The sequence below is a fragment of the Sphingobacterium corticibacterium genome, from assembly GCF_004208525.1.
Taxonomy (GTDB): Bacteria; Bacteroidota; Bacteroidia; order Sphingobacteriales; family Sphingobacteriaceae; genus Sphingobacterium; species Sphingobacterium corticibacterium.
Window position 1 is genome coordinate 1 of the sequence record NZ_SGIT01000002.1, and the last position, 22517, is coordinate 22517.

Sequence of the window (22517 nt, forward strand, 5' to 3'; positions counted from 1 at the left end):
GAACTTTGCCGTCGTACCAGTATTGATAAAAAACATAGTCTGGATTATTTGGTACGGAGGATGAAGTATTTCTTCCAACAACAGGCCTCACCACATCATCGCCAAAATCGTTATTCTGATTTCTATCGATTATATAATGCATTCCCAGACTATCTTTCCCTATCACGACATTAATCCCGCAAGCCAGAGGTTCTTTTGCGTAATTCACCGAGTCTTTCAGGTCAATGTCCTCCGTTTCAAGTAGTTTGGCTAGACTTGAGCTCATAGTATCCAATAGATGTGCTGATTGGTAGATTAACTGATTTGGATTTAATTCATAATAATATTCTCGAACATCGTTCCAGTTTTCGGGAATATTTTTAGCGGAGGGATATAATTCTCTTCGTTCACTATCTCGTTTTTCACTGATGCCGAATGAAGTCTTTCCGTGAGGACCATAACCGTCAATTTTTTGTAATTCGATAATAGTCTTCTCTTGAGAAAACAGCAATGTTAAGTTAAAAATGGTATAAATTAAAAGGACTATCTTCTTCATTCTCAAAAGTTCAAGTTGGTGTTAATAGCTTATAACGGTATAATATACAACAATAATAAGAATTATTTCCTTTACTCATTTATTATGAGGCATTTTTGGTTTCAAGCATATTCCTCCGAAATACCTCTCCACATCATAACTGTTTTCCATTCGTCAAAGATATTTGCGCTCCATTTTGGAGTATAGAGGTCATAATGTGCGAACCAAAGCAAGAGATCACGTATAATGACCGGATAGATGACATTTGTATCCAGTACATCCGTAAATCTTACACTATGAATCATAGAGCCCAAGATCTTCGTCAAGATTCATCATATCGATCAAGTGGCTTTTCTGCTCAGCTTTCATCTGCTTTTTGTATTCTACCACATCTTCGAAAACTATTCTGCGGTGCTTTCCTACTTTTGTATATTGAATCTTGCCTTCTTCAAGTAGCTTAACTAAATGAGGGCGGGAACAGCCAAGCATTTCGGCAGCCTTTTGCGTAGTCACCTCCGTAGCGAGCGGCACAATCGAGATCGGCTTTCCCTCGGACATAGCTTTCAGAATACCGCCAAATAGCTTAAGCGCCCGTAAAGGCACCACTATTTTGTCTTTAGTCTCTTCTATTTCAATTTGAGTCTTTTCTGCACTTAGCTGTTCAATAACAGCTGCCAATGAATCGTATGATTGCATTGCAACTTTCTGCTCTGCTTTTGAAGGTTTGTTAATTCTATCTAAGGTTTCCATGTCGATCGTCTTTCTTTTTCATCACAAAAATAAACGAAATATTCGAAATAAACGAAAAAAAATGTTTTATTGATAACATTACTTCAGTAACCTTATCACTCAATAATAGCTCTTATCTCCTCTGCAAAAGCTTTGTCGATATCAAAAATATTGGAATCCTCTTTCCGGCTGTGCTGCAGCTTCTCAATAACATCATCTCCCCTAAGATTTCTCCGCATGTTCCGATCCAGCTCTGGATCAATCTCTATCTTCAGTGCTTCTAGATCGACAGATCGCATCTGCGAAACATGTATATAGACACTTTCATTCAGATGCTTCTTACTAGGGGTATGAGAGCTACAGTTCTCTCTCCCATTCTTCCAACTCTACATGAAAATTCTTCTGAAAATAGGAAAGCTCTTCGATTAGATATTTCTCTACGTGCTGCTGAATTTCATCAAAATTATAGTTATCAAACGCATAAGATTGAACCCAGGTACTCTCAGCATCATCACGTTCGTCAATTGAAAGCATCCTGCTCTCATTTTTGACGAATAGGTCAAATGAATTACCTGAGGTGGACATTGCAAAAAGAAGGTACCGTGCGCGGTAAAATGCTTCCTGACCTTTTCTCGATATGGCATCTACACCGAAGAACGCGAAGGCCGGACATAACAGATAACGTGGTAGCCTCTTTTCAAAAGTTGCTTTAGCTGTATAAGGGATTTTGAGCCGCTGGATCTTACAAACTGCAGTTCGCCCGCATTTGGCTCCCGTCCGAAACTTCTTTTGAACTGCTGCATATACATGGGATATTGCTCTTCGAACACGTCGTCTTTAAGTAAGATCGCAATACCATATCCTAGCCGAATAAGTGCTCGCGCCATGATCGCATAAGGGCCGATATGGAAGCATGCCCATATACGGTGGCCATCCACCTTGGGTAGCTGTTCTTCCAATTGTGGTAGGAAGGTATTGTCGTGTTTGAATGGTTCTTGTCGAAGATAGCGTTGCTGAATGTGTACCAGCCGTAGTATGGATTCGTAGCTGTCTACCAATTTCCAGTGGTACAGCATGGAAGCTAGTTTGACACTCTGGTTCCAAACGATGTGATCATCCTTTCTAATAGGTATTGCCGGTAAAGTATTTGGTGTGCTGTTCATATATAGCTTTAGTTAGTTAAAAGAGTGTCCGGATCACCCTTCGGATAGATTTAGCTCGTTCTAAATGTAGTAAAAATTACATTTGCCCTCGCTGCCGATCAGTAGATCAAGACCTTCTTTTGCATCGAGTATATTCGAAGCAACCTGCGCTACATTTTGGATTTCATGAATAAATTGTTCCATGTTCAATTAATTATTTTGGTTTATAAAAAGCACCTATCGATCCTGGATAGATTGCTGTGTGATCACGTAGCAAATATGTTGCATGTGAATGGAGAATTCCAAAAAAAATGTTGAACAGTAGAAAAACAGCAGTTTCGTCCCCGCGGAAAAAGGCTGAACGGGAGAAAAGTAGCGGTTTGGGCGGAAACGTAAGAATAAAATAACAGGAGAACATAACAAAAACTAAACATAACGATAACGCAGCTTTTTTGCCAAACAGTTCCCTTTGCTATAGTTTTACACAACGACAATTTAACTACAGAATTCTCTGAATAAATAGTAGATACTTTATGTTAGCATATTTGAAACGTAATTTGGGTCTAGCAAGGCTAGCGATATATATAATGACGATCGCTTTACTGTTTTCAACGCCCGTGACCATCGATTTTGTGGTTTTAAAACTTTTAGCTGTTTTGTTACTGCTATTAATTTTTTATTATTTATATAAAAGATTGGGGTTTTACAATGTAAATTATCGAATTCCTGACGTCACCTGCATTTTCTGTTTGGTGAATCAAATTGGTTATATCAGCTGGACGATTATACCGAAAATGCTTTAAGTTTATTAAAGTTATATTGAGAAAACACATACTAAATAGCATCTATTATTTTTTCCTCCATTTGATGATATTTTAATCGCTTGAACATAATAAAGAACAATAGGCCCGCCATAAATGTAAGGCCTATAGAAATCAGGTATAAATGTTCTTCTATAGGGTAAAATATATTGATATCATTGCCTTTTTGAATATAAACGCGCAATACAAAGCCTATTAGATTGCAAGTTGCATGGGAGATAATGCAGACAGAAATATTCTTTGTATTATAGTATAACCAAGACCAAAATAGTGCTAAAATAATAGAAGTGATAATATTAGTGTGGAGAAGACCAAAAAATAAGGCCGAAATAGTAAAAGCCCAAAACGACGGATAATTTTCCTTTAATCCCCTAAAAATAACTCCTCTAAAAAGCAACTCTTCAAATACTGGCGCCACAATTACCATTGTTAGAAAAACATAAAAATCTCCTGGTACCAGAGTCCCAATAAAGCTATTTCGGGCTTCTTCACTCATGATAGAGAATTGACTTAGAAAGGGATTTAGAAAGATAAGCAAGGTTATACATATACTTATCAATACATCTTTTATTTTTACTTTTTTATTTTCTATCGAAACTAAATCTATGATATTTTTCTTTCCTAACCATATTATACTTCCGAGAAGGATAATAGTCGGAAGTCCATATACCAATAGACTATTTAAAGTTTCATTCCGAGACAAACTGACAGCATTTTTACATATCAATTTAAGCAGGAAAAATATGGCCAAGGTGACAAATGCCTGAAAGATATTTTTCCGCAGAACTTCAAGAAATCAAACAACCTGTAATTCGTCGGGCGGATACGAGGCACTGTATCAAGTTGTGCGAAGATATTATGTAGATTTTCGTAAGCAATATTAATACTGCTCGTCTTCTATATGGAAAACAAGCAGTATTAGGTTTTAATGGACAACCAGATTTCTTGTATTTAAGACCCGCCGTAATATCTAAGCCGTCTATATAGAAGACTTAGGATTGTAATATTTCTTTTTCAACCACAAACTTGCTCTTACCAGAAGTATCAATATTGGCACTTCCACAAGTGGGCCGATAACGCCCACAAATGCCTGTGGTGAATGAATACCAAATACAGCAATCGATACGGCTATTGCCAACTCAAAATTATTCCCTGTGGCTGTAAAGGCGATGGATGCGTTTTTGTCATAAGGAACATTCAATGACTTGTTGATAAAAAAACTCACGAAAAACATCAGCACAAAATAAATGATTAACGGTACAGCGATTTTTACCACATCCATTGGCAACTCCAATATCTTATCGCCTTTCAGACTGAACATCAACACGATGGTAAACAATAAAGCATATAAGGTAATCGGCGATATTTTGGATATGAATTTTCTATTGTACCATGCTATACCTTTTGATTTTACAAGCGCATAACGGCTTATAAAACCTGCAAAAAAAGGAATACCCAAATAAATCAATACGCTTTGGGTTACATCTTTCATGGATACGCTTACACTGAAATTGGCTAAGCCTAATTTGTTCGGCAGTACGTTGATGAATAGCCAAACAAAGAAGCTGTACGTCATTATCTGAAAGATACTGTTCAGAGCTACCAATAATGCCGTGTACTCCCTGTTCCCTTTTGCCAAGTCACTCCACACGATGACCATTGCGATACATCTTGCCAAACCAATCAATATAAGCCCCGTCATATAATCCGGCTCGTTCCGTAAGAACAGAACGGCCAAGCCGAACATCAATATTGTACCGATAACCCAATTCAGCAATAAGGATATACCGATTACTTTGGTGTCTTTAAGAGCTCTGGGCAACAATGAATAATCCACCTTAGCCAACGGAGGGTACATCATCAATATAAGCCCTATCGCCAAAGGGATATTGGTCGTGCCTAAGGATAGAGCGTCGGTAAAATTGGAAATGTTCGGAAAGAGATATCCTAAGCCTACACCTGTTGCCATTGCAAGGAATATCCATAAAGTAAGATAACGGTCAAGAAATTTTAGTTTCGGTTGCATCATCTAACTTTTAATCGTTGAAAAAACATAGAACATTTCTGTTGCTATCTGCAAACTCCTTTCGGCGTATACCTGTGCTTGTTCGGGCGTACCGTCCGAAATCTTGGGGTCTTCAAATGTGATAGGTATTCTCTTTTCCGCACCTGCGATGAATGGGCATCCGCCGTCTGCCTGCGAACAGGTCATAACGGCGACAAATGCCAATTCAGGGTTGAAAGGACTATCGTATTTTTTGGAAAAACCAATGATGGGCAACGTATTATCGCTGTATTTAATGGCATATACAGGATTATCGGTTTCTGCAATCTTGGAAACATCAAAACCTTGATCTGTCAATGTTTCCGCTACTTTTGGGAATAGCGCTGTTTCTTCTGTACCGCCCGAATAACAATATACGTTCGGGATATTGAAATACGCACTTGCGACCTGCGCCCATACCTGTGCTAAATGGCTTCTGCGTGAATTATGGGTACAGATAAAATTGATGTTTATGTTCGCTCCGCTATTTTCGTTCTGCTGTACATAATCTATCAGCGGTTGCAGTATGGTTTTGCGTTCCTCGCTTATGGTTCGGACGTCAATAATCCCCCTTATGGTTTCAGCTAAATTCTTATACATTGCGATTGGTCTTTAATGTTTAGCAACATCCCGAATTAGGTGTACAGCACGTGCTGTTCAGTTCCGATAATTTTATTTTTTGTTTCTCCGCAGGAATACCGCAGGCATCACTTGCCAAGCAAGCCGTCTGTTTGTTCCTTAGGATGAAATGCTTGCCGGCAAAATCCAGGTCAAATTTGCCAATCGTTTCACTTTGATATTCCACCTCTATTTCGGCATCTTCAATGCCCAATTTTTCTTCGGACAGCTTGATAATGTTCAATAGCTTGGTCGGCTTTAACCGATGGTTGTAGTCGTTGGCATCCCACAATTGGAAGTTTACCGCTTTTTCTGTACGGACTACACCACCGCAGTCAATAAAATGTTTGGTGATTTGTCCTATTTCCGTGACGTGGAAATGTTCGGGAACAAAAGTTCCGTTCTCTAATTGAAATTCAACATTGTCCAATGTTGGCAGGATTTCTTTGATCGTTGATAGTTTCATAACAATATGATTTGAAATTTTACATTAAACTATATATTGCAATATCACGATGATAAGGGTCAAAAAAATACTATGAACAGCAACTTGCTACTTTTACCTCTTGATTGAAGAACACATTAAATTCCTCTTGAATTTGCTTCCACAGTTTTTCATCAATACAATAGCATACGGATTTGCCCTCGATTGTTCCCTGTATGATACCTATATTCTTTAACTCTTTTAAGTGCTGTGAAATGGTTGCCTGTGCCAAGCCCAATTCATCAACCAAATCATTACAGATACAGGCTTTCTGATTGATGATATATTGGAGAATGGCGACCCGTGCAGGATGTCCTAAAACCTTGAACAAAGAAGCCAATCTGTTCTGTTCGTCCGTGAATATTTCTGATTTTGTCAGTCCCATCGTCCCTAATTTAATATCGCAATATTACGATAATATTTTTGAATATCAAAATGAATTCCATCCTTTACCATTATTCATAATTTATCGGATATTAGCGATTCAAATAGCTTTTCTCCGAGTGTCCTTTCAAGAGCAAAGCTATCCACTACAGGTATCCACAGTTGGCTTATATCGCTCACCATTACTTCGTACTCGCGGTATATCTTTGATCTTTTCGTTGGTCCGCACAATAATCCGCAAAAGAAAAGCTCTTTTATGATTGACGTAGTGGCGTAGACTGCGGCCGCAAATTGCTCTGCTTGAACGAGCTGTTTCGTTTGCGTGATGGCCTCTTTCAGTTGGGAGATACCGAGTTGATGTTTACTAGATGTTTGTATCTTTACCATAGCTTTGGGTTTTAATTGTATGGTGAAGTTAATAATTTAACCCCTTACTTCATAATATCTTATTAAAAAACAGAGCATTACAGAAATCTAACGTATAGCAAACCCCTCACCTAAAATCCCTAGACTTAAACAGTGTTGGCTATGTGTTATAATCTAGATCGTAAATTAAAACAGGCGCTTCCTTTATCAGAAAGCGCCTGTGCTATATATTATTTATGGCTAAAAAACTATTTCAGTTTTTCGACCTGTTCAACGGTGAGTCCCAGTCCTTTAGCTATATCTTCAACCCGAACGCCCATCTTTTTAAAATTTAATGCGGATTCCAGTTTCTCAGCCTCAGCTTTTGCCCGTTCTTCCAAACGTCCTTGTTGTCTCCCCTGTTGCCTTTCCTGTTTTTTTACTATTTCTATAATGCTCATACATTGAGAAAATCTATCTTCTTCTTTTTAGGTCAGAACGGATTTTCTTAACCAAGCCGAGAGAAACCACTGCTAATGATGCAATCTTTGCATCATCGAAGTCGGTCTGTCTAATTAGATTTTCAACAAATTCATAACTTTTTTGCTGTGCACCTTGCTGTCTCTCCTGTTTTTTTACTATCTCTATAACACTCATATCGATTGTACCTCCTGTCAATTGAATGATCTCTTGATCAAATTTACTATTTATTTTCGGATTATTAATATACAAAAAATTTTTGAGAAAAATAAGGAAATTCGTGATGCGATCTTTATCGTAATTATGCCCGATCAATGTTTTCGCCATACTCAGCCTATCATCACCCAATTCCTCGTCTGGCACCTTGCCCTCCAGCAATGCTTTTTGGCATGCTAGGACTATAAAAGCAAAGATATTGTTCATAGCCAACAATTCGTCCTCACTATGATCAAAGATGTGATATGTCCGGTACTGGAAACGGATCGACGTGTCCAATACCTCGAGGCTGTACTCGCAGGGTTTGGGTTGGTTGCGATTACCTGTATAGACGGCAATAGTCGCTACAGATATATCGTATCTGTCCCAAATGCGATAGTTATACTGATAGACGCGTTTTGCAAATTCTGCATCGCGCCCACCCTCGATCTCTGTATTAAGCAGGATATATTTTTCTGTACCGTCTTTTAGAAAGACCTTTGCCAGAAGATCGGCTACTCGTTTACCTTTCTTCCGCTCCCTGTCAGGCACGATCGCAAGCAGCTCTTTGTCCATGAACTGTATGCTTTTGGAAAAGTCAAATATATGGTCGGCGTTAGGATAGAGAAATCTTAGAAAATCAGCAAAATTCTCTTCAAACGCTCCTTTGAGCAATTCCACAGCAAATATGCTACATGTGAACGGAGAATTCCAAAAAAAATGTTGAACAGTAGAAAAACAGCAGTTTCGTCCCCGCGGAAAAAGGCTGAAAGGAAGAAAAGTGGGGGTTTGGGCGGAGGTTTCAAAGTATGAGCAGAACAAATCCACCCTGGGACTTATAGTGCTTCGTTGGCTTGCATCCGTTGTTAGAAAGGCTTTCTTTTTTTCTGTTTTTTCTTTTGGAATGAATTTTAAGAGTTATTCATCTATTTTATTATTTGGTGTAAGCTTATCTTTAGAATCAATACTCTCATAGTACTCTCTCATTGTAGAACTTACAATTATCTCGACAATAAGGTCTATCAAACGATCTTCTTTTTCCTTTTCCAACTTTTCATAAATCTTGTCAATATCTTCAAGATTCTGTTCTGGTGTTTTACCCTTTTTCATAAAATCATTTTTAGACGTTAATTTACAGCAAAACACAGACTTAAAAACGTTGAAAAACAAAACTTAATTGAAATATAACTTTGACAAAATAAACTTTTTATGCCGAACTTATATGAATTAATGTTACATTTACCATAAAAAAACGATTTTGGCAGAAACGTTAGAAAAACATATCAGTCGCTATTTCAAGGAGAGTGAAAGGCTTTCCAAGCAGAAACTTGTGGGATCAATAAAAAAGGATTTTCCATCCTGGTCTGATAACACGATCAATATGTATCTGTCCAAACTAAAAAAAGAGGGAATTATCAATGCCCCTTCCAGAGGGATTTATGAGATGGATAGCAACATCCCTTTTCAACCCAATATTTCAAATAATTTAAAGAGAGTATTTAATAAGGTAAAGCGTGAATTTCCTTATATCAATTTTTGTATTTGGGATACGGTATGGTTGAATGATTTTATGCGTCACCAGCCATTTAAACATTATGTTGTTATAGAAGTAGAAAAAGATGCGTCTGAATCTGTATTTAATTTTCTTACAGAAAGCAATAAAAACGTTTTCTTTAATCCTGATGAGGAAATATTTGACCGTTATATTCATAACCAAGATGAAGTTCTTATTGTGAAGAATATGGTTTCGGAGTCTCCTATAATAGAAAAAGATAAAATTAGTATCCCTGCATTGGAAAAGTTATTGGTGGACATGTTGATTGATACAACACTTTTTTCGGCACAGCAAAATGAAAAGGAATTTATTATGCGGAGTGTAATTCAGAAATACACTTTAAACGAATTAAAGATGCGTAGATATGCCGTCCGAAGAAATAGAGAAGATGAAATTGAAAAACTGATAAATATAAGTTTGGCAAAATAACTTTATTTGTGCCAATAATATAAAATATGATAGATACAAAATCATACACAATTGAATGGATTACCGACTTACGAAATAAGTTGGGAAAGCGCATTGACCCAAAACTGATTGAAAAAGTAATATACGCTTTAACACTTTTGGAGCAATTGCAATTGAATAATCTGAATTTTGTGTTTAAAGGCGGAACGGCTCTACTTTTAGCTACGGAAACACCTAAGCGGTTTTCGATAGATATTGACATCATTACAGAAGAGCCAGAAGATAAAATCAAGGCGATTTTAGAAAAGTTTAGCCAATTGGAAATGTTTATTCGTTGGGAAGATGACAACAACAGAAAACATACTCCTGATGCACCTATCGGACATTTTAAGATATTTTATAAAAGCGTTGTAGATGGTCACGAAGAACCGATATTATTGGATTTGTTATATACACCTAATCCATATCCTGAAACGAAAGAATATCCAATAAATCATAGTTGGTTAGCCACGTCGGGAAAAGATACGATAGTTGTATTACCAACGTTTGAGGCTATTTTGGGAGATAAGCTAACGGCTTTCGCTCCGAAAACTACAGGTATATTATATTCAAAAAATCGTCCTGTCGAAATCATTAAACAGTTGTATGATATTGGTTTTTTGTTTGACCAGATAACTGACCTCAACGTAATAAAAGAAAGTTATTCGAGAGTCGTACAGGAAGAAATCGGCTATCGAAAATTAAATATGGATGCTGACGATGTCCTAAAAGACACTTGGCTGGCTTGTTACACATTGGCAGAAAGGGATACAAAATCTGACGAGTTCAAACACTTGCAATTGGGCATTAAGAATTTCACGAATTTCATTATTGACCGTTTCTCAATCGAAGAAGCCATAACAGCATCAGCTAAAGTTGCGTATCTGACTTCATTGCTGAATAAAGAAAATCAGGGAATTGAACGTTTTAAAAATCCCCTGGAAATCAAAGATTGGTTGATTGAAGATTCAACCTACAATAAATTAAACAAATTAAAAAAGACCAATCCGGAAGCGTTTTTCTATTGGTATAAGGGTATTGGTTTAGTAAAATAAATAGATTTAAGAAATAACATCATTAAAATACAATGAATATTACAACTATAATAAGATCCATAAGAAACATAATGAGAAAGGATGAGGGGGTTGATGGAGACGCTCAACGTATCTCCCAGATGGTATGGATGCTTTTTATGAAGATATTTGCAGATAAAGAAGAAGAATGGAAAGTATCAAGAAAGGAATATAAAAGCCCTATTCCTGAAAAATTAAAATGGCTGACTTACCGCCCCGCGGGGCGGTAAGTCAGCCATTGACACAGTTTGTTTTACACTCCCAAAAAAGTCGATAAAACAACATTAACTTTACCAAAGTAAGGCTTTTGGTAAAGTTAATCGAAAGAGTCCTTTGTTGTTAATCTCTCCAAATCTTCTAAAAAATGTTTCGAGATTTGTTCGGGTTCGGCTCTACGACCGGACTGTCGTCGGAACAGCCTATAGACAAGAATGTTATCGAAAGAGCGACAAATATGTGTGACTTAATATTAAATAACATGGTTATATGATTATTTTAACGTAAAAAATTTAGCAGAAAAATTATCTGCTATTGCCTTCATCTGATCTTGTTGTTGTGCTCCCACAACAGGTACTTCCCAACTGTCGAATGATTGTAGAAGAGTAAGGACATCACTTTTAAGCTCGATTTTAGAAGGGGTTGTTTCTCCAAGATTAATAGGAGATTTAAGGTCAATTTTCACTTTCCGATAATTATCGTTCAGACCGGTTTCAATTTTAACGACCTTAGTTGTACCATCCTCTGCCATACCTTTTAATGAACTGAAGATATAACTCGTGTGCCACATCCATGAAATATTGGTCATACCTGTCATGGCGGAAAGCTCCCCTGCGGTCATACTAAGATTGTCGTTCAGTTCGCTATCCACACCGATGCCAAATTCAATCGCTGTATAGGTATCCAAAGGGAGATTATTTAAATCGATCTGTTCCCGTTTTCTTGCAGGATACGTATAGGCACCGTCTTGAATGGCAATGTCTTTGGTTTCCTCGATCAGGTAGTAAGAATTTGGGATTTCAATCCATTCACCATTCTGCTTTTGCAAGCGGATATTACTTACCCAATATCTGAAACTGTCGAAGGTATATGTTTTACCGTTCACGTCGAAGGGTTTATCAAGTGCAAAGTCCTGGTTGCCCATTACATTGTCAAATTCAACGGAAAGATTTCCGCCCGCTATTTCTACAAGTTCTGTGTCTTTAGAACAAGATGCCATTATCGCCAATAGTGCGATGGATAAAAAACTTTTTTTGATCATTTGTTAATTGTATTTATATAATTTATTTGGATGTACGATATCGGTTTTCTACTTCTTGCCAGTTGATGATTTCCCACCAATTATGGATATAGTCGGCCCGCTTATTCTGATAGTTCAGGTAGTAAGCATGCTCCCAGACATCGAGGGCCAAAATAGGGGTTCCTCTAAATGGAGACACATCCATCAACGGGTTGTCCTGATTGGGTGTTGATCCGATTTTTAACTGATTGCCGTCTTTTACCAGCCATGCCCATCCTGAGCCGAACTGACTCAATGCGGCTTTGTAAAACTCTTCTTTAAACGACTCGAAAGATCCAAAACTGCTGTTGATTGCTTCGGCAAGTTTTCCGGTCGGCAGATTGTTCTGCGACGGTTTACGGAGGATAGACCAAAATAATTCGTGGTTGAATGCGCCTCCCGAATTGTTGCGGAGCTTTGCCGAATATTTTGATATATGCGAAAACAGATCCTTTGCATCGGTAACCGATATATTTTCTTCCAATATCGCTTCATTGGCATTTTTCACATAGGCACCATAGTGACGCTCATAGTGGATCTGCATAGTCAATGCATCAATCACAGGTTCAAGATCATTAAATGAATAGGTAAGCTTTGCGAGCTCGAACTTAAAATTACTGTTTACCGCTGCCCCTACAATATTATCTGCAAATGACCTATTGGCCAGTAATAGACCCGTAGCGAGTGTTAAACTTCCTTTTACAAAGTTTCTTCTATTTGTGGTTTTCATGATAAATAGATTTTTGTTATAAATTCGTTTTTGCGTCTTCCTGTCTTAAGTATTCCAATATGGATTTCGCTTCCTGTTCGTTCAGACCTACACTGACCATCATGCTTTCATACTTGTCTTTTAGGACTAATGCATCCGGATCTTTTTCGAACATTTCTTCGGTATTCAGCATCAGGTTTAAAATCCATTCCGGCGTTCTTTTCTTCGTTATACCTTTTAACGCCGGGCCGAGTTTATCTTCGCCGTATTCGTGGCACATGGTACATCGAACGATAAACAGCTTGTTGCCCTCATCTGCCACAGCTTGGTCAAAAACTGGCTGTGCAAAGGATGTGATAGGCCCGATCCCTTTGTTTCCCTCCTTAAGATAATCATGGATCACCATTTCTTTGGGCTTGTCCTTTGTATTCGACTCTGATTGAGTTTCCGAACTGTTTGTATTCGGATTGTTGTTACAGGCAATAGCCGTAGCGAGAACACCAACGGCTAATAAAACACTTAATCTCTTCATATCTGTTTATTATAGTAGTGAAATCAAAAGGAAAACGATACATGGGTCATAAAACGATTCTCCGCTTTTATACGTCCATCTGCAAGATTTTGGCTGATCGGTGTCTGAAAGTTTCCGCCAATAGATAATCTGCCGACATTGACTTCAACACCTGCAATACCCATCGTGGAGTGTCCACCGGACTGGGCTACATCAAAACGGTTGTAAAGCACGTCTTTGGGTTGCGTTTCATAAAGCACACCCGCATTTGGAGAGATCCTCACCTTGTTCTGAATATTAAACTTATAGTACGCCAAAGCATTGAGGGTAAACTTATTGGCATAACGGTATTCGTGCTTATTTTCGGTATTGATCTTGTATGTCGCATTCACATTGATACCGGCATCCATCAAGCGGATGTCGTAAGCGGCGTTTACCATAAAGTCGACACTCGCTGTGCCCAGCTGAAAATTGTTTGGCGCGCCCATTTCTGCACTGGATTGCTCACTGGTATCATACTGCCCTGTAGGTGTTTTGATCCCGGCGCCAATCCAAAGGGATTGCATCAGGAGTTTGTAAGATGCTGTCGTGCGGGCATCATCCAAAAGTTTGTAATGCCCCATCAAAACAACATCCCCGAGACCGTTCTTCTTGCCGGTTTCCATGTTGCTGTTACCGATAGTACGCTCATTAAAACTATACGGAACGATCGCCATCACGCGCCAGCGTTCCCCAAAGTTCCAAGCCCCCCAAAGTTCCATTGTACGATATGTCTCATTCGTTGAATTAGGCGTACGGATGCCGTTTGAACCCAAGTGGGTCTGCAACCTATTCTGCTGATAACGTAAGCCAATAAAACGCTTATTAAAGTCCGGCAAGATCCCCATATAGTAGCTTCCTACACCGCATCCGCAGACATCACAGGCTGCCGACTTCGGTATATTTGCAAAAAGTGCAACAGCGGACAAAACCAATAGTATAATTTTCTTTTTCATATCTTAATCATTAATTAACGATAAAATCAGAACCAAATGGCTCTGCGAGTAATTTGTTTGACAGAAAGGTCGGGTCTTCCAGTGTTTTTAGGAAAGCCATCAAATCTGCTTTCTCTTCTTGGGTCATGGTGATGCCCAAGCTACTGTCCGCTTGACGGAACAAGGAATCCAATGTCGGTGAATCCACCATATCATGACGGTAATGGTCGAGCATCCTGCTCACAGTCAGATAACGTCCGTCATGTGTATAAGGTGCTGTAAAGGAAAGGTTGCGCAGGGATGGCACCTTGAATTTGTATTCATCATTTACATTTCCGGTCACTATGGCACGTCCTTTATCATCACTACGGTTGGGACGAATTCCGTTGTTGCGATAGCTCAGATCCGTAAAAAGAGGTTCCTTGTGACAGTTTGCACAGTTATTCTTGAAGAACAGGTAACCCCGAGCTTCCGACTCTGTAAATGATGCGCCATCTTCTTTGCGCATCACCTTGTCATATTTGGAATCACTGCTCGTCGCCATAAGCATGAACTGTGATAGTGCTCTAAAAAACAGGACGTCGGTAATTTCCTCTGTTCCAAAAGCTTTCTTGAAGAGAGCGGGATATTCCGGGCGTGCCCTTAATTTAAGCAGGATGTTGGTCACCGTCTCGTCCATCTCCACTTCACTGTGTATCGCATTTGCCGGAGAAAAGTCAAGATCAAATACACCTCCGTCCCAAAAGAATTCACTGTGCCAGGCGAGGTTCATGATCGGCATGGGGTTGCGCGTCCCCAGACGGTCATCGATCCCATGGCTTACGTCATGCCCATGGTGCGTAAATCCTGCGCCCTGTATATGACAGCTCCCGCAGGCAATCGTATTATTTCGGGAAAGCCGTGGTTCATAGAAAAGTTTTTTTCCCAATTCGAAGCCGTCTTTGGTCACTGGATTTCGAGAAAGGTCATAAGCAGGTTTCGGAAAATTGGAAGGTTGTACAAAACCTGCAAATATGTCCTCTTCCTCTATGATATCATTTGCTTTCTTACAGGCCCATATCAGGCCTAGAATTAAAGTAAGTACCCATATCTTCTTCATCTCGTTTTGATATTGTTAGTTAGAGGATAGCTCTGCTTCACTTTTCACATAGTTTTCACTATGGTCGTGTGTAAACAGGGATGCAAAATTCCCGGCAATCTTACCGCTATCTTCTTTGTTGAACATCACATTGGGTTTATTCGCAATGCTCCATTGGTTCGGGCCATTAAATATCTGCATCACATCCACCATCAGATGCACATTGCTTCTTAATCCTTCCCGTACATGAGCCAAATGATCACCGCTTGTCTTCGTAAGGTCGACGCTTATCACCTTAATATTATTCATCGCTTCTGGATCATCAAATGGATATCCAAAACCTCCGATATGATATTTGAACTGTTTGTTCCCCGTCGGATCGCCCTGCTGATCGTCCGACACCACATCACTGTTCCCTTCCAGCTTGAAGAATATATATCCCTGGCTCCATGTCCAGAACATGCCTGCATGTCCTTCTCCGGGATTAAAGGACAGCACCCCCGTTCTGCGTTCCATCGGCATCATGTTTCTTTCCTGATCGACCCCGATCAGGAATTCAACTTTTGTATAGTCTCCTTCGGGAACCTTGACCTTCGTAAAGCGTGTCGATCTATCGGATCCGTCCACTAGAAAATAGCTATCGTCCTGCGGAACGGTGTAGCTACTTCCGTCAGCTTTATATAGCTTGATGTTGCTGATATAGTACATCAGGATACGTATGCTGAACTGTTCGCCCTTTGCGTTTCGGTACAGATAGCTGGGATCGATATAGAACCGGTCTTCTCCGACGATGTGGTCAAATTCAATGGAAAAATCACCCATCTTATTCTCATCGATAATATCTTCGTCCTTTTTACAGGCTGATAGCAGCAGGCAGCACGCTATATAGGCGATCACCATGCTCTTCCAGTCTCGTTTCATCATTTTCTCTCTCATCTCATTTATTTAAAGGGGTCTGAAAACTCCCTGTTGTTTAAAAATTTCTCGTCGGTCAGTGCATGTAGAAATGACTTGATGTCTTTGACCTCTTGGTCTGTCATAGGTATCCCTACCTTGTCATTGTTCTGGTATAATGCAGCATCGGTAACAGGTGTGTCTTTGATGCCGAATCGATAATGATGGAGTACTTCATCTATTGTTTTGAAGCGCCCGTCATGCATATAGGGTGCGCTAACCATTACATTGCGTAGCGTGGGCGTCTTGAAAGCGCCCAAATCCAATGGATTGTAGGTAATACGGTATCTTCCCCAATAAATGCCCTCATGCGATCCATCACCAAAATCATCGTCTATACCGTTATTGTGAAAGCCATTATCTGTAAAAAGTTCCCCTGCATGGCAACTGCTACACTTTTGTCGAACCAGATTTAGTCCACGAAGCTGATTGGCAGATAGCGCATCCGACTGTTCTCCACGCCGATATAGGTCGTATGGGGAGTCAGCCGAGATCAGTATGCGCTGAAATTGCGATAGCGCCATGGCCGTCCGATGCTCGCTTGGCAGCTCTCCAAACGCATTCTGAAATAACTCCACGTAAGTAGCATCCGCACGCAAACGCTCCACCAGCACCGGTAGGTACATGCCCATTTCGTCGGCATGTGTCAGCGGACCAAATGCCTGGGATTCCAGATTGGTCGACCCGCCGTCCCAAAAGAAACCCTGGTCTGTCCATGCGAGATTGATCAATGTGGGCGAGTGTCGCTCCAAAGGCTTACCCGATACACCCGCTGTGGTGAGTGCCACGCCATCAGAAAAACCTTTTCCCTGGTGGTGGCAGCTTGCACATGACACTTGTTTGTTAGCAGACAAAAGAGGGTCGTAGAAAAGTCTTCTGCCCAATTCAACCCCCGCTTTAGTCAGTGGATTGGATGGTAGACCAGTCTTGGGATCAATAGCGGATTCGACCGCTTTGGGGAAGAATGCAGGCTGACGAAAAGCAAAAGGAGTCTCCTCCTCTTCGATCAGGGACGGTTCATAATCCTTAGCGCAGGATAATAGGACGAACAATCCCACCAAAAAGGCGAAGACTCCAATGATATGTTTTTTTCTTACTGTGATATACATTAATTTGCTTCCACGGAAACAGAACTTGCTTCTTTGAATGTCAACGATTTGCTCAAAAACGTATCGCGAAGAGCTATCATCAGGTCTTTTTTGTTTTGACTGATACTGTTATTGACCCACGGTAGATCGGTCGCCGATAGCAACTCTTTTACGTCCACGTTGCAAGTGATTTTTCCAGAGTTTTGGGCATCAATTTTTAGCGGCGCAGTCAGTTCTACGGCTTTTTCGCCACCATCAAACAAAGCATTTGAGCCAGTTTCCCAAGACAGCGCTTTTGAAGTCGGTGTACCACCTGCCCAATGAATAGTTCCAGCGACGGTTAGGAATTTGTAACTGGTGAACCACATCCAACCGTCACTAACTCCCATACCGTTCAACGAACCCAGTTCGCCAGCAGTCAAAGCAATATTGTCATTATATTTTTGATCGACACCGATAGAGAATTTGATAGCCTTATATTCTCCTGAAGGGATATCTTTGATCGTCACTTCCTCACGCTTTGTTGCGGGGTATTTTTCTCCGTTGACCAAATGCTGTACAGCTATTTCATTGGTTTCCTCCACCAAATAATAAGATTCCGGTATCGCATGTTCTTTATTGTCTTTATCGATCAATTTGACATTGCTCACCCAATAACGTAGACGGCTAAATTCGAATTCCATATCATAGGTTCCACTCGAATTAATTAATTGATAGGGATATTTTTTATTTAGTTCAAAATCTGAATCGCCATATTTGGCATCAAATGTCAACGATAAAGATCCTGCTTGGTCTGCGTAGACAATCTTTTCAACTTCTTTAATTTCGGTTTTTTCACAGGATGTGAATACCAGCGCAGCAACGGCTGCAAAAAATAAATTCTGCTTTTTCATTTTTCTTGTTATTGTATATATTGATTTGTTATTTAACTTCTACAGGAAATACCAGTTCCTCCTGTGATACTTTTTCTCCTTTTTTGAACAGATTCACTTTGATTGTCCAAGGGCCTTTCATGGTGAAATTGACTATCCCACTATACCGTCCATTACTTTTGCCTACGGCAGCCTTATTATCAGGTGAACCATGTCCCATATCCGGCATAAAAGGCTCTATTTCTACCGTATAGTTGTCCAGCGGTGGGAAAACCTCATGCTCCATTCTGTGCAGTGTGAAGTCAATGGGCTGACTTCCTGTTTTTACTTCATTGGGTAGCAATAGACTAACGAACACACGGCCATCATCTTTGGTACCAACAGGGATAGTCCTTGCATACTTTGCCTCTGAAACGGGCAGCAGAAAGGATAAACTATCTGTTTTATTGAGGATAGTATTCAATACCCAACCCTTGCCCATATCCTTCATATTGGCCATGATAAAGACTACCTCAGCTTTATAAAGACCATTACCCAGATTAACCAAAGGGTAATATGGTCCTCCGTGCGACATCATACCCATATCCATGACAACATTATAGTCAAGCTGGGCATCAGTAGCAGGGTTCCCGTCTTGATCCGTGACCTGAATGTAGATGGTTTCGTTTTTGCTGGTCAGGCTGTCCTGTACCAGTACACTGATCTTTTTGTCTGTCAGTGTCGTATCTGCTATTTTTGTCAAAGCGGTTATATCAACCAAAGCACCTGCCGTGTCAACAGTGCCTTCTTGCTGTTGGTTATGTGTATTGTTTCCGCACCCGGTCAAACTGTATATCAATGCCATAGCCATTACGCTAAAAAGCATGGATGACTTTCCAAAGTAAAATGGTTTCATTCTCGATTTTATTCAATGCCAAAATCGCTGTATTACCCATCGAGTATAAAGCCTCTTAGGTCAATACAGCACTATTAATTCTTATAGAAAAAATTAGGCGTTGAATCGAGGAGGGCGGAAGTTATTCTTGAAATGTATAAAACTGTAGTAAGCTTTATAATAGGATACGTATTTGTTCACTAACTGGATGGATATGCTTTCGGGCATCACCAGCCATTCCTGCATCACGCAGAGAAAAGTTTCGTGTTTTGCGTTCTGCGGAAGACTTTTATCGGATGATTTCTCTTCCAATGCTTTGAGCTTTTTCATCAGTACGCATTGACCATTGCAATGCATTTCCGGCTTTGCCCTATTTTCACACAATACGTTTGCGATATAGGATCGGTTGCTTTCAAACCACACAAATACCCCCATACTTCCCAAACATTGGTAAGCGAGAGATACAAGTAACAGGAATGAAATTATCCTTTTCAATTTAGTTTATATCTTTAAAATTGTGCTAATAATTTACGGATGTCTTCTATGGCCTTTTTCGATTCATCTTCACGGGTGCCATCGTAAACTCCTCTTACGTGTCCGTTAGTGTCCACCAATGTAAATGCACCGCTATGATCAAAGCCTCCGGGAATGTCGGGGTTTTCCTCCGCATACGAAAAGTAACCCTCTTTTCCTGCAATGTGATAGACAGCCTCCTGTGGGCCATTTAAGAAGTGCCAGTTTGACGGTGCACCAAGTTTAGTGGCGTAATCTTTTAGCACAGCCGGCGTATCGTGTTTCGCATCAATGGTGTGCGATAATATCACTAAACGCTCCTCGTTTTCAAACTCTTTTGCGATGGTCAACATATTTTTAGCAAGTAGCGGACATATAGTCGGACAACGTGTAAAAAAGAAATCTGCCAGGTAGATCTTATCAGCAACATCTTCATTGGAAATCCATACACTGTCCTGATCCACAAAACGGAATTCAGGTATGCTGTGGTAGATCGTGTCATTAACCGTCTTGCCATCTTTCACCATTGAAACGATTTCTTTCTCGCCCATAATAGGAAGATCCTTATCATCGCGTTGTTGACCACAAGAGGCGAGAAATAATATGCCCAATGGCAGGATTTTGAAAATTTGAAAAGACATTGCTCTCTGCTATTTTATTAACTTTGCAAAGTTACCACACTATATGGCTTTCGTGGTTTACATAAGCGTGCTACGTGTTTAGGTTTTCGTGCATATCGGATGTTGTAGGGGAAACTTGAGGTATTCAATCGATATTTAACAGCAATAAAATGTATATTTGGTATTTAAAATAGGATAGTATTTATCTCAATGAAATATGTAAGCTTATTCTTAGTTTTGACTATATGCTCTATGGGCTGTCAACGAAAAAAACTTCCCTATCTCGGCAATCCGGTTACGGAAGGGAGTGAGCTAATTTATCCTAAGATCGATGAATTCAGCATGCTTGATCAGGACAGTATACCCATCTCTGATCAGAGCCTGATTGGTAAGATCCATATTGCTTCATTTATTTTCTTGTCATGTCCAACCATTTGTCCGCAAATGAACGCGCAGATGAAGGAAGTGTACGATGAAACGATGGGAATGGAAGATATTGTTCTCCTTTCTTTCAGTATTGACCCTAAACGCGACACCATTCCGGCATTGAAAGCCTACGCTGACAAGATCGGGGTTAAAAGAGAGAAATGGCATTTTCTATATGGAAGCCCACAAGATGTATTACATCTTGCGGAGAAATCTTATTATGCTATTGCCTATCCGGATAGTACGGCTCCCGGCGGATTTACACACAGCGGTGGATTTCTTTTGGTCGATAAGGATCTACATATCCGGGGTGTATACGACGGAACTTCGCAGGATGAAACAAAGAGATTATTAGCAGATATTGATATTTTACGAAAAGAAAAATAAATTTAATACATTCGCACCATTTTGAAAAGATTCATGTACATATCGTTGCTTGTGGCTGTATTGATACAGTCAACGAGTAGTATGTGGATTTTTGTAGGCTTTCAGCTCAACTGGGACTATATAGAAAGCCAGTTGTGTATCAATAGATTTGATACTATTCCAGTATGTAAAGGGTCGTGTTATTTAGAGGAAAAAATTAAAGAGGACCAGCAGCATAATGATGCACCTGTGAAACTTAAGTTGCTGGAAGTAACAATGATATTAGCATTCTTCACTTTAAACAATACGCAGCCTATTCAAAAGGATATTGGAAACCTATTAACCCAATCGGTTGCTACTGCCCCCTTATCAGATGGCTTTTGCTTTTCTATCTTCAAACCGCCTATTGCCTGATTTAATTGATCTATCGATTATTTAAATTAAGGTAATATTATTATGGTTGTCAAGACAGAAGAAATAAGAGTTTTGACACTGGAAGATTTTGAAAGTCCCGATTTAGGTTTTTTCATCACTTCGCTTCAATCTTATAATCAGCATTACTGTAGTCTTTTCTCGTTGCCAAACCAGAGAAGATTTTACATGATAATCTTTTTAGAAGATCAAGCCGGAAGGTTTGTTGTAGATCAGTCTTCTACACAAATCCATAAAGGAGAAGTATTGAGTGTAAACCCTACCAGTGTCTGTACATTTGAAATAGATAAACAAGCCAAAGGCTGGATGGTGTTGTTTACGGATGCTTTTTTTTCGAAACGATATAACGACAATGTTTTATACGATTTTTCATTTCTAAAAAGCAATAGCGTATGTAAACAGTTGGAGTATACGGAAGATATGCCCCATTGGCGCATGATGATGGATGCAATGTACGATGAATTCAAGCGCTCAGGAGCTGATTCAAGAACGATATTGCGCTCCTACCTGAATATCGTATTGGGTATTATGGAGAGACACAATGGTATAGCTGTTGATGCTCCCTACAATAGAGAGAAAGAGAGTAAAGTACGACTGTTTGAACAATTGTTGGAACAGTACTACAAAAGAGAACGATTCCCTTCATTTTATGCCGAAAAGTTGAACATATCAACGAATTACCTAAACCGTATCTGTAAAGAACGGCGGAGCAGGAGTGTCGGAGAAATAATAAGAGACCGAATACTCATGGAGGCAGAAAGGTTGCTCTATCACACGTTCAAAACGGTATCGGAAATATCATTTGAACTTGGATTCGACAGTTCTTCTTACTTCATTACTTTTTTTAAAAAGAAGCATGGACTTAGCCCAGAAGAGTTTAGAAAGACACAGCGATAAAGGTAATATCTCCATTGAATTAATTTAAGCGGTTCCAGTTAGTTGGGACCGCTTTTTTGTTATATGCGGCAATCCATTTCTCCAAAATGAAAGCAG

At 39.6% G+C, this 22517-nt stretch carries 33 protein-coding genes; 6 read left to right on the plus strand and 27 right to left on the minus strand.

Annotated elements, in window-relative coordinates; translation table 11 throughout:
* The 16 genes from EWE74_RS08680 to EWE74_RS08745 all read right to left on the minus strand — a co-directional run.
* Window positions 1–535 (minus strand): hypothetical protein (locus tag EWE74_RS08680; RefSeq protein WP_130141179.1); only part of this gene is annotated, 535 nt, incomplete at its 3' end.
* Between the two features lie 101 nt (window positions 536–636).
* The gene (locus EWE74_RS08685) at window positions 637–819 is read right to left on the minus strand and encodes a hypothetical protein (RefSeq protein WP_206365190.1); all 183 of its coding nucleotides are present in this window, start codon (window positions 817–819) and stop codon (window positions 637–639) included.
* Window positions 809–1264, minus strand: a complete 456-nt coding sequence (locus EWE74_RS08690; protein ID WP_130141180.1) for a helix-turn-helix domain-containing protein — start codon at window positions 1262–1264, stop codon at window positions 809–811. Before EWE74_RS08690 ends, EWE74_RS08685 begins: the two co-directional genes overlap by 11 nt.
* Before the next feature lie 95 nt (window positions 1265–1359).
* Window positions 1360–1542, minus strand: a complete 183-nt coding sequence (locus EWE74_RS08695; RefSeq protein ID WP_130141181.1) for a hypothetical protein — start codon at window positions 1540–1542, stop codon at window positions 1360–1362.
* 58 nt (window positions 1543–1600) lie between these two features.
* On the minus strand, window positions 1601–1777 hold the full coding sequence (locus EWE74_RS21090) for a hypothetical protein (RefSeq protein ID WP_165384676.1): 177 nt from the start codon (window positions 1775–1777) through the stop codon (window positions 1601–1603).
* 110 nt (window positions 1778–1887) lie between these two features.
* Entirely contained in the window at window positions 1888–2406 is a 519-nt protein-coding gene (locus tag EWE74_RS08700; RefSeq protein ID WP_130141182.1) for a hypothetical protein, read from the minus strand.
* Window positions 2407–2466: 60 nt separating this feature from the next.
* Complete coding sequence (locus EWE74_RS21435; protein WP_262708741.1) at window positions 2467–2589, minus strand: hypothetical protein; 123 nt, start codon at window positions 2587–2589, stop codon at window positions 2467–2469.
* Window positions 2590–3219: 630 nt separating this feature from the next.
* Window positions 3220–3702: a CPBP family intramembrane glutamic endopeptidase gene (locus EWE74_RS08705; RefSeq protein WP_130141183.1), complete on the minus strand. Its 483-nt coding sequence runs from the start codon at window positions 3700–3702 to the stop codon at window positions 3220–3222.
* Window positions 3703–4185: 483 nt separating this feature from the next.
* Window positions 4186–5232: an ACR3 family arsenite efflux transporter gene (arsB, locus tag EWE74_RS08710; protein WP_130142334.1), complete on the minus strand. Its 1047-nt coding sequence runs from the start codon at window positions 5230–5232 to the stop codon at window positions 4186–4188.
* Window positions 5233–5235: 3 nt separating this feature from the next.
* Complete coding sequence (locus EWE74_RS08715) at window positions 5236–5850, minus strand: arsenate-mycothiol transferase ArsC (RefSeq protein WP_130141184.1); 615 nt, start codon at window positions 5848–5850, stop codon at window positions 5236–5238.
* A gap of 19 nt (window positions 5851–5869) precedes the next feature.
* Window positions 5870–6334 (minus strand): DUF6428 family protein, encoded by a 465-nt coding sequence (locus EWE74_RS08720; RefSeq protein ID WP_130141185.1) that lies wholly within the window; start codon window positions 6332–6334, stop codon window positions 5870–5872.
* 70 nt (window positions 6335–6404) lie between these two features.
* Window positions 6405–6737: an ArsR/SmtB family transcription factor gene (locus tag EWE74_RS08725; RefSeq protein ID WP_130141186.1), complete on the minus strand. Its 333-nt coding sequence runs from the start codon at window positions 6735–6737 to the stop codon at window positions 6405–6407.
* A 74-nt stretch (window positions 6738–6811) separates the two neighbouring features.
* Window positions 6812–7123, minus strand: a complete 312-nt coding sequence (locus EWE74_RS08730; protein ID WP_130141187.1) for a hypothetical protein — start codon at window positions 7121–7123, stop codon at window positions 6812–6814.
* A 227-nt stretch (window positions 7124–7350) separates the two neighbouring features.
* Entirely contained in the window at window positions 7351–7542 is a 192-nt protein-coding gene (locus tag EWE74_RS08735; protein WP_130141188.1) for a hypothetical protein, read from the minus strand.
* Window positions 7543–7555: 13 nt separating this feature from the next.
* Window positions 7556–8437 carry a hypothetical protein gene (locus EWE74_RS08740; protein ID WP_130141189.1) on the minus strand — a complete coding sequence of 294 codons (882 nt, stop codon included), beginning with the start codon at window positions 8435–8437 and terminating at the stop codon, window positions 7556–7558.
* Between the two features lie 237 nt (window positions 8438–8674).
* Window positions 8675–8866 (minus strand): hypothetical protein, encoded by a 192-nt coding sequence (locus tag EWE74_RS08745; RefSeq protein ID WP_130141190.1) that lies wholly within the window; start codon window positions 8864–8866, stop codon window positions 8675–8677.
* A 148-nt stretch (window positions 8867–9014) separates the two neighbouring features.
* Here EWE74_RS08745 and EWE74_RS08750 point away from each other — a divergent pair, with 148 nt between their 5' ends.
* The 3 genes from EWE74_RS08750 (at window position 9015) to EWE74_RS08760 (ending at window position 11061) form a co-directional block, all read left to right on the plus strand.
* Window positions 9015–9740, plus strand: coding sequence for a DUF6577 family protein (locus EWE74_RS08750; protein ID WP_130141191.1), 726 nt, complete (start codon window positions 9015–9017; stop codon window positions 9738–9740).
* A 26-nt stretch (window positions 9741–9766) separates the two neighbouring features.
* Window positions 9767–10813: a nucleotidyl transferase AbiEii/AbiGii toxin family protein gene (locus EWE74_RS08755; RefSeq protein WP_130141192.1), complete on the plus strand. Its 1047-nt coding sequence runs from the start codon at window positions 9767–9769 to the stop codon at window positions 10811–10813.
* 71 nt (window positions 10814–10884) lie between these two features.
* Window positions 10885–11061 carry a hypothetical protein gene (locus tag EWE74_RS08760; RefSeq protein WP_206365191.1) on the plus strand — a complete coding sequence of 59 codons (177 nt, stop codon included), beginning with the start codon at window positions 10885–10887 and terminating at the stop codon, window positions 11059–11061.
* 260 nt (window positions 11062–11321) lie between these two features.
* Here EWE74_RS08760 and EWE74_RS08765 read toward each other — a convergent pair whose 3' ends face one another.
* The 11 genes from EWE74_RS08765 to EWE74_RS08815 all read right to left on the minus strand — a co-directional run bounded on the left by EWE74_RS08765 (window position 11322) and on the right by EWE74_RS08815 (window position 20321).
* Window positions 11322–12089 carry an MbnP family protein gene (locus EWE74_RS08765; protein ID WP_130141194.1) on the minus strand — a complete coding sequence of 256 codons (768 nt, stop codon included), beginning with the start codon at window positions 12087–12089 and terminating at the stop codon, window positions 11322–11324.
* Between the two features lie 22 nt (window positions 12090–12111).
* The gene (locus EWE74_RS08770) at window positions 12112–12837 is read right to left on the minus strand and encodes a superoxide dismutase (protein WP_130141195.1); all 726 of its coding nucleotides are present in this window, start codon (window positions 12835–12837) and stop codon (window positions 12112–12114) included.
* A gap of 16 nt (window positions 12838–12853) precedes the next feature.
* Window positions 12854–13348: a c-type cytochrome gene (locus EWE74_RS08775; protein WP_130141196.1), complete on the minus strand. Its 495-nt coding sequence runs from the start codon at window positions 13346–13348 to the stop codon at window positions 12854–12856.
* A 23-nt stretch (window positions 13349–13371) separates the two neighbouring features.
* Window positions 13372–14322 carry a transporter gene (locus EWE74_RS08780; protein ID WP_130141197.1) on the minus strand — a complete coding sequence of 317 codons (951 nt, stop codon included), beginning with the start codon at window positions 14320–14322 and terminating at the stop codon, window positions 13372–13374.
* Between the two features lie 10 nt (window positions 14323–14332).
* On the minus strand, window positions 14333–15400 hold the full coding sequence (locus tag EWE74_RS08785) for a cytochrome-c peroxidase (protein WP_130141198.1): 1068 nt from the start codon (window positions 15398–15400) through the stop codon (window positions 14333–14335).
* Window positions 15401–15415: 15 nt separating this feature from the next.
* Window positions 15416–16315: an MbnP family protein gene (locus tag EWE74_RS08790; RefSeq protein ID WP_239018602.1), complete on the minus strand. Its 900-nt coding sequence runs from the start codon at window positions 16313–16315 to the stop codon at window positions 15416–15418.
* Window positions 16316–16320: 5 nt separating this feature from the next.
* Window positions 16321–17442, minus strand: coding sequence for a cytochrome-c peroxidase (locus tag EWE74_RS08795; RefSeq protein ID WP_130141199.1), 1122 nt, complete (start codon window positions 17440–17442; stop codon window positions 16321–16323).
* On the minus strand, window positions 17442–18314 hold the full coding sequence (locus EWE74_RS08800; RefSeq protein ID WP_130141200.1) for an MbnP family protein: 873 nt from the start codon (window positions 18312–18314) through the stop codon (window positions 17442–17444). The genes EWE74_RS08795 and EWE74_RS08800 overlap by 1 nt, the downstream gene beginning before the upstream one ends.
* A 28-nt stretch (window positions 18315–18342) precedes the next feature.
* Window positions 18343–19188, minus strand: a complete 846-nt coding sequence (locus tag EWE74_RS08805; protein ID WP_130141201.1) for a FixH family protein — start codon at window positions 19186–19188, stop codon at window positions 18343–18345.
* 93 nt (window positions 19189–19281) lie between these two features.
* The gene (locus EWE74_RS08810) at window positions 19282–19662 is read right to left on the minus strand and encodes a hypothetical protein (protein WP_130141202.1); all 381 of its coding nucleotides are present in this window, start codon (window positions 19660–19662) and stop codon (window positions 19282–19284) included.
* 14 nt (window positions 19663–19676) lie between these two features.
* The gene (locus EWE74_RS08815; RefSeq protein WP_130141203.1) at window positions 19677–20321 is read right to left on the minus strand and encodes an SCO family protein; all 645 of its coding nucleotides are present in this window, start codon (window positions 20319–20321) and stop codon (window positions 19677–19679) included.
* A 231-nt stretch (window positions 20322–20552) separates the two neighbouring features.
* On the opposite strand from EWE74_RS08815, the gene EWE74_RS08820 reads away from it, so the two are divergent.
* Genes EWE74_RS08820 through EWE74_RS08830 form a run of 3 tightly spaced genes read left to right on the plus strand, consistent with a single transcriptional unit; the run spans window position 20553 to window position 22421 of the window.
* The gene (locus EWE74_RS08820) at window positions 20553–21113 is read left to right on the plus strand and encodes an SCO family protein (protein WP_130141204.1); all 561 of its coding nucleotides are present in this window, start codon (window positions 20553–20555) and stop codon (window positions 21111–21113) included.
* Between the two features lie 33 nt (window positions 21114–21146).
* The gene (locus tag EWE74_RS08825) at window positions 21147–21506 is read left to right on the plus strand and encodes a hypothetical protein (protein WP_130141205.1); all 360 of its coding nucleotides are present in this window, start codon (window positions 21147–21149) and stop codon (window positions 21504–21506) included.
* A 42-nt stretch (window positions 21507–21548) separates the two neighbouring features.
* Window positions 21549–22421, plus strand: coding sequence for a helix-turn-helix domain-containing protein (locus EWE74_RS08830; RefSeq protein WP_130141206.1), 873 nt, complete (start codon window positions 21549–21551; stop codon window positions 22419–22421).
* Window positions 22422–22517: the final 96 nt, after the last annotated feature.